This window comes from Komagataeibacter melaceti (genome assembly GCF_003403295.1).
Lineage (GTDB): Bacteria > Pseudomonadota > Alphaproteobacteria > Acetobacterales > Acetobacteraceae > Komagataeibacter > Komagataeibacter melaceti.
In genome coordinates this window covers 1-14,475 of sequence record NZ_QUWV01000246.1, presented here as the reverse complement: position 1 = coordinate 14,475, position 14,475 = coordinate 1, and the positions used below count along the sequence as shown (strand labels likewise).

At 55.2% G+C, this 14,475-nt stretch carries 10 protein-coding genes, 4 pseudogenes and 1 other annotated feature; of the genes and pseudogenes, 4 read left to right on the top strand and 10 right to left on the bottom strand.

Annotated elements, in window-relative coordinates:
- Nucleotides 1–164: 164 nt before the first annotated feature.
- From DY926_RS16930 to DY926_RS16920, 3 genes and pseudogenes are all read right to left on the bottom strand, one after another.
- Nucleotides 165–1,571 carry a polysaccharide pyruvyl transferase family protein gene (locus DY926_RS16930; RefSeq protein ID WP_116704386.1) on the bottom strand — a complete coding sequence of 469 codons (1,407 nt, stop codon included), beginning with the start codon at nucleotides 1,569–1,571 and terminating at the stop codon, nucleotides 165–167.
- Between the two features lie 135 nt (nucleotides 1,572–1,706).
- Nucleotides 1,707–2,455 (bottom strand): IS5 family transposase gene (locus DY926_RS16925; protein ID WP_241503296.1). Its coding sequence is split into 2 segments (ribosomal slippage): nucleotides 1,707–2,141 and nucleotides 2,144–2,455, totalling 747 coding nucleotides; the frame shifts between segments, so codons are not numbered across the junction.
- A gap of 5 nt (nucleotides 2,456–2,460) precedes the next feature.
- Nucleotides 2,461–3,570, bottom strand: a pseudogene (locus DY926_RS16920) (IS3 family transposase).
- Nucleotides 3,165–3,288, bottom strand: a sequence feature (AL1L pseudoknot). It overlaps the preceding pseudogene by 124 nt.
- A gap of 23 nt (nucleotides 3,571–3,593) precedes the next feature.
- Here DY926_RS16920 and DY926_RS16915 point away from each other — a divergent pair.
- A pseudogene (locus tag DY926_RS16915) lies at nucleotides 3,594–4,346 on the top strand (DDE-type integrase/transposase/recombinase); the annotation flags it as partial.
- A gap of 30 nt (nucleotides 4,347–4,376) precedes the next feature.
- On the opposite strand, the gene DY926_RS16910 reads toward DY926_RS16915, so the two are convergent.
- From DY926_RS16910 to DY926_RS16895, 4 genes and pseudogenes are all read right to left on the bottom strand, one after another.
- The gene (locus DY926_RS16910) at nucleotides 4,377–5,831 is read right to left on the bottom strand and encodes a mannose-1-phosphate guanylyltransferase/mannose-6-phosphate isomerase (protein ID WP_116704384.1); all 1,455 of its coding nucleotides are present in this window, start codon (nucleotides 5,829–5,831) and stop codon (nucleotides 4,377–4,379) included.
- A gap of 325 nt (nucleotides 5,832–6,156) precedes the next feature.
- Nucleotides 6,157–7,236 carry an IS5 family transposase gene (locus tag DY926_RS16905; protein WP_116704383.1) on the bottom strand — a complete coding sequence of 360 codons (1,080 nt, stop codon included), beginning with the start codon at nucleotides 7,234–7,236 and terminating at the stop codon, nucleotides 6,157–6,159.
- An 83-nt stretch (nucleotides 7,237–7,319) separates the two neighbouring features.
- Nucleotides 7,320–8,570: pseudogene (locus DY926_RS16900) on the bottom strand (IS701 family transposase).
- A 21-nt stretch (nucleotides 8,571–8,591) separates the two neighbouring features.
- Nucleotides 8,592–8,873: pseudogene (locus tag DY926_RS16895) on the bottom strand (transposase); the annotation flags it as partial.
- 461 nt (nucleotides 8,874–9,334) lie between these two features.
- Between DY926_RS16895 and DY926_RS16890 the strand changes: the two are divergent.
- Nucleotides 9,335–10,198: a hypothetical protein gene (locus tag DY926_RS16890; protein WP_148707853.1), complete on the top strand. Its 864-nt coding sequence runs from the start codon at nucleotides 9,335–9,337 to the stop codon at nucleotides 10,196–10,198.
- 83 nt (nucleotides 10,199–10,281) lie between these two features.
- On the top strand, nucleotides 10,282–11,061 hold the full coding sequence (locus tag DY926_RS16885; RefSeq protein ID WP_148707852.1) for a hypothetical protein: 780 nt from the start codon (nucleotides 10,282–10,284) through the stop codon (nucleotides 11,059–11,061).
- Nucleotides 11,062–11,240: 179 nt separating this feature from the next.
- On the opposite strand, the gene DY926_RS16880 is transcribed toward DY926_RS16885, so the two are convergent.
- Nucleotides 11,241–12,037, bottom strand: a protein-coding gene (locus DY926_RS16880) for an IS5 family transposase (RefSeq protein WP_196778596.1) whose coding sequence is annotated in 2 segments (ribosomal slippage) — nucleotides 11,241–11,689 and nucleotides 11,689–12,037 — 798 coding nt in all. Because the reading frame shifts where the segments join, the coding sequence is not laid out codon by codon here.
- A gap of 47 nt (nucleotides 12,038–12,084) precedes the next feature.
- Here DY926_RS16880 and DY926_RS16875 point away from each other — a divergent pair.
- Nucleotides 12,085–12,486, top strand: a complete 402-nt coding sequence (locus DY926_RS16875) for a hypothetical protein (RefSeq protein ID WP_116704380.1) — start codon at nucleotides 12,085–12,087, stop codon at nucleotides 12,484–12,486.
- 437 nt (nucleotides 12,487–12,923) lie between these two features.
- On the opposite strand, the gene DY926_RS18055 is transcribed toward DY926_RS16875, so the two are convergent.
- Nucleotides 12,924–13,046 carry a hypothetical protein gene (locus DY926_RS18055; protein ID WP_274541817.1) on the bottom strand — a complete coding sequence of 41 codons (123 nt, stop codon included), beginning with the start codon at nucleotides 13,044–13,046 and terminating at the stop codon, nucleotides 12,924–12,926.
- 342 nt (nucleotides 13,047–13,388) lie between these two features.
- Complete coding sequence (locus tag DY926_RS16870) at nucleotides 13,389–14,045, bottom strand: hypothetical protein (protein WP_116704387.1); 657 nt, start codon at nucleotides 14,043–14,045, stop codon at nucleotides 13,389–13,391.
- Between the last annotated feature and the right edge of the window lie 430 nt (nucleotides 14,046–14,475).

Here is a 14,475-nt window from a genome sequence, read left to right as displayed (position 1 = left end):
TGGGTCAAATCAGCCGACCAGATCCTCGCCTCGGTGAAGCGCTTCTGTCACAAGACAATGAGCCGAACTTCAGTTCCAGATGACTAGGCCTGGCTTGCCGACGTTCTCGCTCGGATCAATGACCAGCCCGTCTAACGCCTTTAATCAACAGTTCTTCAATCCCTTCACGTTATATAATGTTTCACAACCTCAACGAGGCGTTCATTGGCATGTATTGCACGTGCCATAAGCTCTTTATCTACGGAAAGATCACGAAAATGGAATTCATGGTTCTTTAAGGAGTGGATCAATGGGCGAGAATCTTCAAAGAAATTATTTTCTATTTTAAGAATTTTCATCATTTCTAGAATTTTCGTTTGACATAGTCCAACGATAGGTACCTTAGCGCCAAGAGCGGCTATACATCCATGCAGTCGCATTGAGATACAAAGTCGACTACCTCTCAAAAGAGATTCTAGTTCGGAAATTGATCGAACGCATATAGCACCAGGGAACGTATCAATTAGTCGTTTCTCCTCACCAACATCTGGTTGGAGGAAAAATACTCTAAAATTGTTTCTGTCACTTTCTAGGTAAATATTACGAAATTCAGAAATGAAATATTGATCAGATGCACTTAAGGGAGATCTAAGGATCACATCAACTCTTCTTGTATTCAAAATTGGCGGTGTGGAAGAAGATTGGCGAGCCAAGACTTTAAATAGTAGAGGATCCATAGCAAAAGCACAGTCAGAACGAAACTCACGAAATGCTGCAATTGATTCATCATCCCGACCAGTCACTATCACCGCATGCTCGATTAACTTTGTATAAGCCGCTCGGAACCGTTCCTCCTGCAGATGTTTGAAGCTTGCTCCAGCTGCCCAGATGACGCATGGAGTTTTTGTTTCTACTAAATGATTTACCCAACGTATGTCATGTAAAGGGAAATGATTGACGCCAAAAATACCTCCTCCTCCAATAATTAAAACGCCTAAATTTTTTATGAGGTCAAAGTCTACGATTGATTTTTGATCTCTTATTAGTCCAGGAAACGAAAAATCGCTAATGTGTTCCCATGATGTTGCCGATATGCGATCATTATCAATTCCACTGTCTACTAACATATCGTAAATAGGCGTAGCAAGTTCACGGTCTCCAAGGTTGCCGTTCCCATAGGCACCAAATAGCATTATATCGCCATGCTTTTTATTTTTTTTGGCCATGCTTGTCTGTTGATGCTGTGAAGACATAAGAACTTCTTGAGCTGCCCTAACTTGTGATTCTTTTGAGCTCGCAACAATACGAACTAGATCGGCAACTGTGGGAGCATTTAGTGCTGACAGCATCGCATCTTCTGATTCAACATCTCGTTGTAATAAAATCCTATAAATAACTTGAACATCATCTCTTGATGGAGCTAAGTTCCATAGTTTATTTTTATTTTCTATGCTTTCACTTGAAGATATTATAAATTTCAAAAACTGAGATAGAGTCAATTTTTTTAAAAGGTGTGAAAATTTATGATTTTCGACTTCCATATCGCATAATGTCGAAAAAAGCATTTTCATATCCACATCAATTTCGGTCATTGGTGAATTCTTTCATTTTTATATAATTCCTTTAATTTATACGTTTACCTTGCGAATTGGAATAAAAATAATTTCCGCATTCTATATTAGGTTATGTTGACAAAAGGTCTTCCCAGACTGGCTTAGGCTCAGGACTCATAGCCAGAACATGACGGTTGCGGCGAGGCAGATCGCCGAGAAGAATACGGTGGGGCATCTGTCATAGCGTGTCGCGACCCGTCTCCAGTCCTTGAGCCTCCCGAACATGATCTCAATACGGCTGCGTCTTTTGTATTTCCGCCTGTCGTATTTTATGGGTTTCCCTCGGGATTTCCGTCCCGGAATGCAGGGTTTGATCCCTTTCTCCTCCAATGCATCCCTGAACCAGTCAGCATCATAGCCCCGATCTGCCCGCATCCATTCGGCTGGTGGGAGACCGTCCAGAAGGGCAGCCGCACCGGTGTAATCACTGGTCTGGCCTGCTGTCATGAAGAAGTCGAGCGGACGTCCGTTCCGGTCGGTGACGGCATGCAGCTTCGTATTCATCCCGCCTTTGGTGCGCCCTATCAGACGGCCTGGAGCCCCTTTTTTAACCGCAGGCTCGAAGCTGTGCGATGTGCCTTGAGATAGGTCGCATCAATCATGATCGTCTGAGGCTCTGCCCTGCCGGTAGTCAGTCCCTCCATTATGCGGATGAATATCCCCATAGCACTCCAGCGCTTCCAGCGATTGTAGAGCGTCTTGTGTGGACCGTATTCCCGGCATGCATCACGCCAACGCAGACCATTTCTGTTCACGAAAATAATCCCACTCAACACACGACGGTCATCAACGCGAGGTTTGCCATGGCTCTTCGGGAAAAAGGGCCGCTGAATTGCCCCGGGTTTTGTGGAGACGTTTTTTATCTGATTTAAGCGGCTAATGCATGTGATTTCTGTTGCGCATAAAAACGTACTTCACCTTCTGCTGGCGGGATGTTTCCAATGGATGACAGGAGCCGCCGATTGTTGAACCAGTCGACCCATTTAAGCGTTGCCAGCTCAACAGCGTCCCTGTTTTTCCATGGCCCCTGCCGATAGATCAGTTCGGTTTTGTAAAGTCCGTTAATGGTCTCCGCGAGGGCATTATCATAGGAATCCCCAACACTGCCGACAGAAGCAACAAGACCCGCTTCATCCAGTCTTGGCGTGTAGCGAATGGACACATATTGACAGCCGCGGTCGGAATGGTGGGTCACTTTTCCCTCTGGCCGCCTCTGGCACAGAGCCTGCTCGAGGGCATCCAGCACGAAGTCGGTATGGGCCGTTGATGAGACGCGCCAGCCCACAATGACCCGGGCAAACACATCAATGATGAAGACCACATAAACAAAGCCCTGCCAGGTGGAAACGTAAGTAAAATCCGAAACCCAGAGTCTGTTGGGGGCTGGTGCATGAAACTGGCGCTGCACCAGATCCTGTGGACAGGGCCGTGCCGGATCGGGCCGTGTGGTTCTGACCTCCTTGCCACGAATGACGCCTTTCAGCCCCATCCGGCGCATCAGCCGCTCTACCGTGCAGCGGGCAACAATTCTGCCTTCACGTCTGAGATGATGCCAGACCTTGCGCGCTCCATAGACGCAGAAATTATCGTTCCAGACCCTGCAGATTGACTCGACACCATATATCCGCCGATGTTCCTCAATGAAGCGTGTCATGGTCTGAAGATGCGGTCGAGCTCCGCCTGGGCAAAATATGCTGACGCCTTGCGCAGGATTTCATTAGCCTGCTGGCCGCAATTCGCGGTTCTCTCGCTCCAGTTGCCTGATCTTCTCCCGATCAGGAAGATCACTTACTGCAGGTGCATTGGCCCGCTCATGCAGACGGGTCCATTTTGACAGCGTGTCAGGATGAATATCCAGCTTTGGCGCTATTATCATCACTGCAGACCAGCGTGATGGATGGTTTTTCTCTTCCTCCAGAACCATGCGGGCTGCACGTTCACGAAATTCAGGCGGAAAACGCTTCGATTTGTTGCTCATGAATTCTTCTTACCTCTCGGGTCGTTCTGTCTCCACAAAACCCGGGGCAATTCATAGCTTTCCGGCGACATACTTTACTGCCGCTGGACGATTGTCTTTATGCGTTGCAGGCCACCATCCCGCATCTGACACGCTCAGCCCCGCATCGCTGTCTTCAGCGTCATGGGATGTCACGGCTGCCTGACATTGAAGGGGACAAACCGAAGCGTCAGCGCTTCAGACGCTACCCGATCGGGTTCTTCCACCTCGACATCGCCGCGGTCCAGACCGCTGAAGGCAAGCTGCATCTTTTCGTCGCCATAGACCGGACAAGCAAGTTCGCGGTGGTGCAACTCGCGGACAAGGCCAACAGAAGAACCGCCTGGGAGTTTCTCGAACATCTTCTGCGTGTCGTGCCCTACCGGATTCATACCATCCTGACCGACAATGGCATCCAGTTCGCCGAGCAGCCCCGTAACCGCGGTATAGCATGGTCACGTTCCATGCATTTCGACATGATCTGCGAGGCCAACGGGATCGAGCATCGCCTGACAAAGCCCAATCACCTCTGGACCAATGGCCAGGTCGAGCGGATGAACCGCACGATCAAGGAAGCAACTGTCAAACGCTTTCATTATGACAACCATGAGCAGTTGAGGTCTCACCTCAATGATTTCATAGCCGCCTATAATTTTGGACGAAGGCTCAGGATCCTCAAAGGTCTCACGCCCTATGAATACATCTGCAGGATCTGGACTTCAGACCCGGAAAGATTCATCATCAATCCAACCCATCAATCCAACCCATCAATCCCTGGGACTAAACACCTAATTACGGCTGTACACATCCTCCAGCCGGACAATATCGTCCTCGCCCAGATAGGGGCCGGACTGTACCTCGATCAGCGTCAGGGGAATGCGGCCGGGGTTTTCCAGCCGGTGAATGGAGCCAAGGGGCAGATAGACACTCTCGTTCTCACGCACCAGGATGATTTCGTCATTGCGCGTGACCTGCGCCGTACCTTCCACCACCACCCAGTGTTCGGCACGGTGGAAATGTTTCTGCAGCGACAGCTTCTGCCCCGGTTCAACCACGATCCGCTTGACCTGAAAGCGCGTGCCCTCGATCAGGGATTCATAAAAACCCCACGGGCGGTAGCAGCACCGGTGGGCTGTCGCTTCCTTGCGCCCGGCCTGCTTCAGTTCCGTTACAATGGCCTTTACATCCTGCGCATGGTCGCGGTGGGCGACCAGAACCGCGTCCTCGTTCACCACCACCAGCAGGTCATGCACGCCCGCCACCGCCGTCAGCACGCCATCGGTGCGGATGTAGCTGTTGGTGGAGTTGTTCACGATCACATCGCCTATGGTCGCGTTGCCCTGGCCATCCTTGGGGCTGAGTTCCCACAGCGCATCCCAGCTTCCTACATCGAACCAGCCGAAATCAGCGGGGATGACGGTCATGAGGTCCGTGCGTTCCGCAACGGCGTAGTCGATCGAGATATCGGGCGAACGGGCAAAGGCTGCCGCATCCAGACGCTCGAAATCAAAATCCGTCTGCCGCGCCTTCACCGCCTCCCTTACGGCGGTCAGGATCTCGGGCTCGAACTTTTCCATCTCCTGCAGCATGGTGCGGGCGGTAAATACGAACATGCCGGAATTCCACAGGAAACGACCGGACTCGAACATGCTGGCCGCACGCACGGCATCCGGTTTTTCGACAAATTTCGCAACCGCATACGCCCCGTCATAACCGGGCAGTTCCGCGCCCTTTTCAATATAGCCGTAGCCAGTTTCCGCCTTGGTCGGCACCATGCCGAATGTGACGATACGCCCCGATCGCGCCACCCGCACGGCCAGATCAAGCACGGGGGGCACGTTTTCCGGCTTGAGCAGGGCGGCATCGGCGGCCATGACCCACAGCACGGCGTCGGGATCGGTCTCGGCAGCAAGCAGGGCGGCGACGGCTATGGCCGGGGCCGAATTGCGGCCCATGGGTTCAAGCACGATGCGCGGCGCGGTAATCCCCACCTCACGCAACTGTTCGGCCATGATGAAGCGGTGTTCGTTATTGCACACGACAACAGGGGCCGAAAAACCCGGCCCATGGCTGCGCAGCGCCGTTTCCTGCACCATTGTCAGGCGCGAGACTAGTGACCAGAACTGCTTGGGATAGGAACTGCGCGAAACGGGCCACAAGCGGCTGCCACTTCCACCCGACAGGATCACCGGAACCAATCTGATATTCCTGCATTTTTTATATGCTTGCTTTTTGGAGGTCATAAGTAAATAAGCTATCTTTAAATGTAATTTTTCGTTAGTTCCTCCTATCATATATCAGATTGGAACTTATTTGTCCAGCACTACAATTGCATTTTATAGCATGAATGCGCATGGATGACGCTGGCCTGATGTGTTCGCCGAAAGACGGACCATCTGAGAATGTGGGCAACAGGTAACCTGCGTTGGGCGAGTTGGAGGGATCGAAGAACCGTTGATTGATGTGCTTGGCTGGTGATTTAAGGCTTTTGGCGATTTGATTGATGGTTTTTGGTTGGCTTTTGATCTGCGCTTTGAGCAGATCGGGGACTGCTGTCCGGCTGGATGACTACGCGCTCGCGTTCATCCGCTCCAAGAAGAGGAAGCGGCGCATATTATAGACGATATTGGCCAGGCCGATCCTCATGGTGGCCCGGGTGATACCGATAGTTCGGACGAACAAACCCATTTGCGATTTCTGATCGGCAAAGACATGCTCGACACGCGAGCGGATGACCGACTTTCCAGCATTCGATTTCTGGATATGTTGGGGCATAGGCTTGAGATGCGGCTTTTTTCTGTGAACCTTTGAGACAAAACCCTGCTTTTCCATGAAGTCTTCGTTGGCTTTGGAGCGGTACGCCGTGTCGGCCCAAACGCTTGAGGCCGTATTGGTTTTATCCAACAGCCCTTCTCGTAATCGCGCACCATCACTGGCGGCGGCATCCGTCGTCTTCCATTTTCGGATGAACCGGAATTTCCGATCGATGGAAATGTGCGATTTATAGCCAAAGAACGGGATGGCGAGATCGCTGGATGGCATGGTTCCATCATCCTGCCGCTTTGCTTTGGTGAACTTCAGTGTCCAGCGCGCATGACGGTCCTTGTGCGACAGCTTTGCGGGTTTGTCCTGCCAGTCTTCAGGAATACGCCCTTCCCGAAGATCGGCTTTCTCAGCGTTCGTATTGCGCTGCTTGGGAGCAGCTACCAGTGTGGCATCCAGGATCTGGCCGGACATCGGGAGATAACCGGCGTTCCGCAGAGTTGCATCAAACCGGCCAAACAGTCTTTCAATGGCTCCCGCCTGGGTCAGGCGTTCACGGAACAGCCAGACCGTTTTGGCATCCGGCACACGGTCCGACAGCCCCAGGCCAAGGAAACGCATGAACGACAGGCGGTCATTGATCAGATACTCTGTCCGCTCATCAGACAAATTATTCAGCGTCTGGATCATCAGGATCTTGAACATCAGTACCGGATCAAACGGCGGACGCCCGCCTTTACTGCCGTCTGAATACGCCAAAGCCTGCTCCAGATCAGGGCGGAAGACTTCAAAATCCACAGTCCGGGAAAACGCTTCGAGCTGATCGCCAAGCCCGCTCAATCGGGCAAGCCGCTCTTCAACGTCAAAGAAACCAGACTGCTTCATAGCGCTATTCCCTCAATCAACGCAGAAGAAATGGAATCACAGAGAAAGCCGCAAAACCAGAGGGTTTTTCGAGCCCTCCAGTTTTACGACGAGGCGCCTGATTTCCTGAATGGGCCAGCGGACAAGGACTGTCGTGTCCTGTACGGTGTTTTTTTCGGTTTCAGTGAGTTTGCCTGGTAACGGACACTGACCATGACGGCATAGGCCAGCATGACCAGGGAGACATGCCGATGCCATCCATGCCAGGATCGGGTTTCGTTATGATCGAGACCGAATTCGTTTTTTGCAGTCTCGAACCCTTCTTCAAGTCTCCAGCGCGTCGCTTCGACGTTCACCAGTTCCTGCGTGGTTGTCTCTTTCGGGCACCAAGTCGTAAAATAAGCAAGGCCTCCGTCAGCGATGTTCCGGCGGATCAACAGGCCACGTGTCCATGGTCCGGCTATAGGGCAGTCAAATGCTTCAGCATCCAGGTCAGCAAGCGGAAGATACGCCCAGTCATACAGCTGCTCACCTTTTGCGCCGTGCCCCGCTGACAGACGACGCCAGGCCTGGCCTGGCAGTCCTGCTGCAATATTTTTCGCCTCTCCGGTAATCAGCGGTTCCGTTGCCCATGATCCGAACCAGTGATTGCCCTTGACCCCAAGGACATATCCAATTCCTGCCCGGCGAAGCGTGCGTTCCACGTCGCCCATGCCATAAACGCTGTCCGCAGCAACCCAACGGAAAGGCACGCCAGCATCCAGACACCGCTCGATCATCTTCGATGCCAGTGCCGGTTTGGTCGCGAACACCACGTCGTCAGGAACATGAGCCCGCTTCATGCGCTCAGGCTTTGATGTCCAGTCTTTTGGAAGATACAGGGCGCGGTCGATAAAGGCGTGCCCCCGTTCCGAAACATAAGCGCCAAACACACCGATCTGGCAGTTCGTGATCTTTCCGGCAGAACCCGTATACTGCCGCCCCACGCCGCAGGAGGCCTAGCCCTTCTTTAGAAAACCGGTCTCGTCAATAACCAGCACGCCATCTTCAGTGCCCAGATGCTCGACCACATGGTCCCTGACGACATCACGAAGGATGTCGGCATCCCATTGCCCGCGCCCCAGAAGCGCCTGTTGCCGCCACGGACCGGGATCTCCTGCTGCTTGTGCACGCAACCATCCCGTCTTGCGCGATTCGTTGCCAATCAGGACATCAAGGAAGGCACACGCAGAAGCCGCAACACGCTTCTGCGTAAACAGAGGTACAATCCGCTTCTTTGCTGCCCGAAGCCCGGATGCCCACAGTTCCAGCGTCTCTTCAACTGACGCCCCGCCATTCATGAAATTCTGAATCATGGTAATCCATAGAGTCAGAACTCACCATAAAATGCAACTGTAGTGTTGGCAAGGTCCACTCTTAGCGGCCTGAATCAGAAAGCGGTTTTGATTGATTTCCCGCAGAAATCTGCGGATATGAGCGATCATCAACCACGCGCAGAATGACGAGATTGTTGCCTCGACATCCTTCGTGAGGTGGCGGCAGCGTCCGAGCCATGCAAAGTTGCGCTCCACGATCCAGCGTTTGGGCAGAACGACAAAGCCTTCGGCCCGATCGCTACGCTTGACGATTTCAATCGTCCATCGACCGAGCTCAGCCATCCATGCTGCTGCGAACCTGGTGTCGTTCCAGATACGGACCGAGATGTCCGGCACAACCCGATTTTCGTTATCAGTCAGCGGCACCAAGATCACGTTGGGCCATTCGGGCAGGAAGACGGATCGACAGAGGGCTCATCATGCTTCTGCTCCACACAGAGACAGTCCGCATTGTGTAGTACGTTTATGTAATACACTCAAGCCGTAACCCGGCATCGCATGAGAGCATGACCCCGATCCCCTGATGACTACAGGCCATCGGCCTGTAGGCGGATGTAATCCGCGCGAAGCGCAAACCGAAAGGTTTGCATTTGTATATGGACTTAAGAATTTTCTGTAGTCGTTCTGTAGTCCTTTCGTAGTTGTGGCGTAGCCGAAACGTGGTCTTATTGTAATCGTGGTGTGGTCGTGATATGTCTCTGGCAGCGCCATGAGGCGCGCTCCAGTGCGGTCGGGAGGTCAGGATGTCTGCGGCAACCATCGGTGTTGAAGGTGCATTGGCGGTGCTTGAGGAAGCATCCGGGGCGCTATCGCTGCGGACGTGGATGGAGCGTCACCGCGCGGAAATCCTGCGTCATCGTGATGGTCGTCGCATTGACTGGGTGGCCCTGTGCCGCTGGTTTTCGGACGTCGGACTGGTGAATGCGCGGGGGCTCGCACCTACCGTCAGGTGCGCCAAGATGACGTGGTACCGTGTCGGAAAATGGATGGAGGCACGTAAGGAACGGGCCAGTATCCGTGCCGAGGAAAAGGCGCGGGATGCCATCAGGAAAGAGGCTGAATTGCAGGCGCTCCGGGAAAAGATGGCCGAAGCTGCCGAGGACGTGGCGGAACGTCAGCTCGAAGCCCGCCGTGCCCGTGCTGCATCGGTGTTGTTCCCCGACGATCCACTACCGTCCCAGCCCGCTCCACCAGGCACGTCCGGAGTGGTTTCCCCGCCCGAAACTCCAGTCAATCAGGATCTGGCGCCCCAGTCGCGGCTCGGGCAGGTAAAACCGGCAGTGACGATGCTCCGGCAGGCTCCCCGATACGGGAAGGATAAGGAAATCCCGCTACCTCCCCCTTACGTTGGTCCACGCCCTCCCGGCATGCCCGACAATCTGCCGCTTGAGGCACTAATGCCCCTTGATGCGTCGGGGTTGCTGCCTAATGGCGGCTTCGATCTGGAACAGCTTCCGGGCCTGCCTCGCCGCTCATTTTTTGAGACCAAAGAAGCATGGTACCGCAGTGTCTATCCAATGCTGGACGCTATCCCTCGCCAGAACAGGTCGGTTCCGGAAAAGCTGCTTTATACAGTCTGTGCCAGTGTCGGCAGACGCGCCCAATAGAAGGTAACTGCTCGCACCCACAAACGCCCGGGGCACATTGGGGATCGGCGCTACTGCCTCCCTCAAGTGTACCCGGATAGGTCATGAGCAAAGAGACGACACAAACTACAAAAACAGCATCGGTTCCCCTGATCGTGAAAGCAGGAAGAGGGAATCTCGGCGGCTCGACATTCCTTACGGCCGTCTGCGAAATCGCTGCCAGCGCATCGCGCAATTTTCTTATGGCAGATGGCGACATGCGGAACCCTGGCATATCCGCGTCGCCGCTTTACGCGCGCTATGGCCTGCCCCGTCCAGATTCAGAAGACGAACACGAAATTTCAGAATGGTTTTCGATGGTCTTCAGTGCAGCGACGGAGAAACGGCTTCCTCTGGTACTCGATATCGGCGGCGGGGACCGAACAATGGAGCAGTGGGCTGCCGAGATTGATCTGGTCGCTTTTGCGGAGAGCGCCGGTCTCGAAGTCTGTGGCCTGTTCTTTTGCGGTGGAGACGCAGATGATCTCGCCTACATCACACGACTGTGGGAGACAGGAAAGTTCCGCCCGACGAAAGGTGCAGTGGTTTTTAATGCAATGACCGTTCCCTCGGGACATGCCGGTAGCGACATTCTACAAAGTCACACCGCAGACCCGTCATTGAAGCCCTTGTTCACGGCGGGCATTGAAACACTGGAATTTCCGAAACTTGGCTGCATGGCCGCGGTCAAGGCGACCGGCCTGAGCTATCACGACGCGGCAGCCGGTAAGATCGGCAGTGGCGGCAAGCCGATAGACCCCGTCAAACGGTTCATGGTGACACGCTGGCTCAGCACCATCCGGCAGAATATTGAGGTGGCGGGCCTGCAGGAAATGTTGCCATGACCAATGATGCGAACGCAGATTCCCTCCATCAAACCCTTGAACGGATAGAAGTCGCGGCACGCCACGAAGGCATAGGGCCGGGAACGTCCATGCTGCTGCTTCCATGGAGCGCGCACTGGACAGCGCGCGCCAGCAGCTGGATGAGATACAGACCGCCAGCACCCGGACATTAGGGCCTGTTAGGGCTTGATCCAGTCTGCTGCGGCAGCGATGTGGATGACCGCGAGGAACGACGTTGCTGTTTTTTCATATCTGGTTGCGACAGCGCGCCACTCCTTGAGGCGAGCCCAGAGGTTCTCAACGAGATGCCGACACCGATAGGCCCATTTGGGGCAGGCGACCGGGCCATCGCGTCGTTTCGCGGGAATGGCTGGCCGTGCTCCCATGTCCCATATCCGTTCACGCATGGCGTTCGACGCGTAGCCCTTGTCCGCTACTACCCACAGGGGAGTGGCGGGAAGGCTGTCGAGCATGGCTGGTGCCAGAGGCAGTTCATGAGCCTGTCCAGGGGCCAGCGCAAAACCGAAGGCTTTTCCATGTCCGTCAGCGATCACGCAGACTTTTGTGCCATAGCCGCCGCGAGAGCGGCCAAGTGCTTCACGATGGTCTCGCTCTTCGAAAGAGGCCTCTTTTTTTGGGCTCCCGCCGCTTTGTGGTGAGCCCTGATGTTCGTGCCATCCAGAAAAGTCATTCCGAATGCCACTCCCTGTTGTTCCTGAACCAGTGCGAGCAGCCGCTCCCATACGCCGAGCTTCGCCCAGCGGATGAAAAGCTGCGCAGCCCGCCACCACGGACCCAGTTCAGCGGGGATACTCCGCCATTTCGCGCCATTCTCATGACGCCAGAAAATCGCTGCTATCGTCCGCCGCAGATCATGTGGCGGCGTCTTGCCCCTCGGGCGAACCTCCTCAATCAGAGGTTCCCAGATCGCCCATGTCTCGTCCGTAAAGGTGCCTGTTCTGTCTCCTTCTTCCATCCCTACAATATGGGAAGAAATTCAAGATCTAACAGGCCCTAGCGCGTGTGCAGGAGCAGACTGCGACTGAAATAACGAAACTCAATGCCACGGCCGAAGCGGCGCAAGCCCGCATCGCGCAATACGAAGCCATAGCGCAAAAGCAGCAGACGATCACGATCAGCCGGATGGTTGACGCCATCGTCAAGGACCTGCGAACGCAGGTGTTCCACAGGATACGTGACGCACTGCCGACCCAGGAGGTCAAGTTCTACCGGGAAGCGCGATGGCGTGCCTATACACGGCTTGTCATGGGCGGGGTCATTCTGGTGGTTCTCGGCGCGGCCCTGACGATGGCTGCGACGTGGCCGCAGTTCAGGCGGGGCGGATACTGCACCAGCCACACCTACATCGACCCGAATACCAATCGGACATGGTGTGACCTGAATGTGGGTACGCCCCGGTCCTGATGCGATTTCCTCACCGCCCTCCCGCGCCATGCGGGAGGGGCCTTCCCGCCACCCGTGCCTTCTTTCGTGTCCGACCTTCCGGGCGTATCGAGATAACCCGGCGGCATGGAATGGACGCGCGCCGGACCCGCCAGCCCTGCCATACAGTCTCCGGGAGTGAGTGTATCCGTATTTTTCTTCCTAATGCCTTTATGGCGTCGCCCGCGCGGTCAGGTCCGTAGCATCCTGAATAAGCCAGACCGTCATGCGTATGGGGCGAGGCGATGCCTTGCGCCATACGCATGACGGTCTGAGCGCGGAGAGGAATGCGAAGCCGCGCCAGCGGGCGCCGGAGGCCGACTTGACGGCGCGGGCGACGTTTCCGACGCTGGGCCATGGCGTACGCGCTGCACAAACAGAAAAGGCGACCCGTGGGCCGCCTCCGCATGGCAAGTCGTTTAAAGGGATTTGCGTAGTCGGGCCAGCCGGTTCGCAATGGGACCGATTAAGGCGGCAAACAGGCAGGTCAGCGCCAGAAACGGCACCATGATGCCAATCATGTTCAGCGTGAAATTATCCATTGTCTGCATCCTCTCCATTTTCAGGATATGGAATGTAAAGCAAGAAAGTCAAAGCAATTCCCTCGATTACTGCCGCGCCCGTCGCAATGGCGGCCATATGTCGCCAGTCAACCGGGTCGCGCGATGTAAGCAGAGGTGTAAAGACCCCGATGCCAACAACGCTCATAGCTGCGGTCTGAAAAGCCCCCGCAAGAGCCTTGAGCCTGTCTTCCCTATGCTTAGGCGTCTGTAGCGGTGGAAGGATTGCCCGCAGGATACGGCGGGCTGTGGAATGGGTATTCGGCATTTTGTGTCCATTTTGGCACGGAAGGGGTGCCGGGCCATATGGCCCGGCTGGCTGGATCAGAAGCCGAGGGCGTCATTCCTGAGCGCCGCCGCCTGTTCCGACACGCTGCGGCTGTTATTTGCTACGTAGGGCTGCCATGCCTGCCCCATCAGTTCCTCGTATGCGGCACATGCCCAGGCGGCCACGCAGGCGAGAGAGTAGGATTTTGCGGCGTGCTGCGCCGCGATTTCGCGCAGGCCGTCCACCCGGTTCGCGCCGCCGTCAATGCCTATACGGTCTTCGTCGCGGTGTTCGTTGGAAAATGCGTTCACGGCATCTTTCGCGACCAGACGGCGCTTTTCATAGAACTCCGCCGCGCCGTAGGCGGAGCGCACAAGGCCGTCAACCACCCGGTCGAGGTGGATTTTAAGCCCCTGATAATTCGGCTCCCCGCGATACATGGTGACAAGAACCGGCTCCAGTGTGGTGTACTGGTCGCGGATCATGTTGCTACCCAGCCCGGTGAGTTCGTCGGCATCCCCGGCCTCGATGCCGAAAGAGCTGGTGATCTTCGCCATCTGGTCGTCATTGGGCACAAGGTTCTGTACGTCCGCCAGAGACGGGGCGGCATAGCCCTTTGCGCGGGCGCGGCCTTCGTTCGCACGGCGGGCCTCGGCGGGGGACGCCTTGCCAGCGGAAGCGTTGTGGGTGATGGTGTTTGCAACGTCGGACATGAAATTCACCTTCATTTCTGGCGCAGTCCCGGCGGGTGTTGCCGCACCTGCCGGGGCGCTTGGGCCGGGAGGGCCAATCCCTCCCGACAAGAAAAACTTAGTACGGATACCCAAGTAACGCAAGCATAAAACGGCAGAAAACCGCCAATAAAGGCCATTTTTATTTGCGTTATTGCGTGTTTTACGGTTGAAATGAAAGTAAAACTGTCGGTTTTACTAGACCATATCCTGCCAGAGTTCCGGGGCGGCGAGCGCCCGGAGACGGTGACGGGAGTGAAGGGGATGGAGGCGTTTTTCTGAGCCACATCCTGCCCCCGGGCAAGACGGTGGCGCGGAGCCGCGCAGCGGGGCCGAAGGCCGTCTTGGCGCCCTGGCCGGGACACTGTCACACTGAAGCTGGATGCGCGGCCGTAATCCCCGTAACGGGCCT

Bases quoted from the DNA above. Each gene is read 5' to 3' on its own strand.
- DY926_RS16905 (WP_116704383.1), bottom strand. From the start codon at position 7,236: ATGAAGCAGTCTGGTTTCTTTGACGTTGAAGAGCGGCTTGCCCGATTG.
- DY926_RS16910 (WP_116704384.1), bottom strand. From the start codon at position 5,831: ATGACCTCCAAAAAGCAAGCATATAAAAAATGCAGGAATATCAGATTG.
- DY926_RS16885 (WP_148707852.1), top strand. From the start codon at position 10,282: ATGAGCAAAGAGACGACACAAACTACAAAAACAGCATCGGTTCCCCTG.
- DY926_RS16870 (WP_116704387.1), bottom strand. From the start codon at position 14,045: ATGTCCGACGTTGCAAACACCATCACCCACAACGCTTCCGCTGGCAAG.
- DY926_RS16930 (WP_116704386.1), bottom strand. From the start codon at position 1,571: ATGACCGAAATTGATGTGGATATGAAAATGCTTTTTTCGACATTATGC.
- DY926_RS16890 (WP_148707853.1), top strand. From the start codon at position 9,335: ATGTCTGCGGCAACCATCGGTGTTGAAGGTGCATTGGCGGTGCTTGAG.
- DY926_RS18055 (WP_274541817.1), bottom strand. From the start codon at position 13,046: ATGGATAATTTCACGCTGAACATGATTGGCATCATGGTGCCGTTTCTG.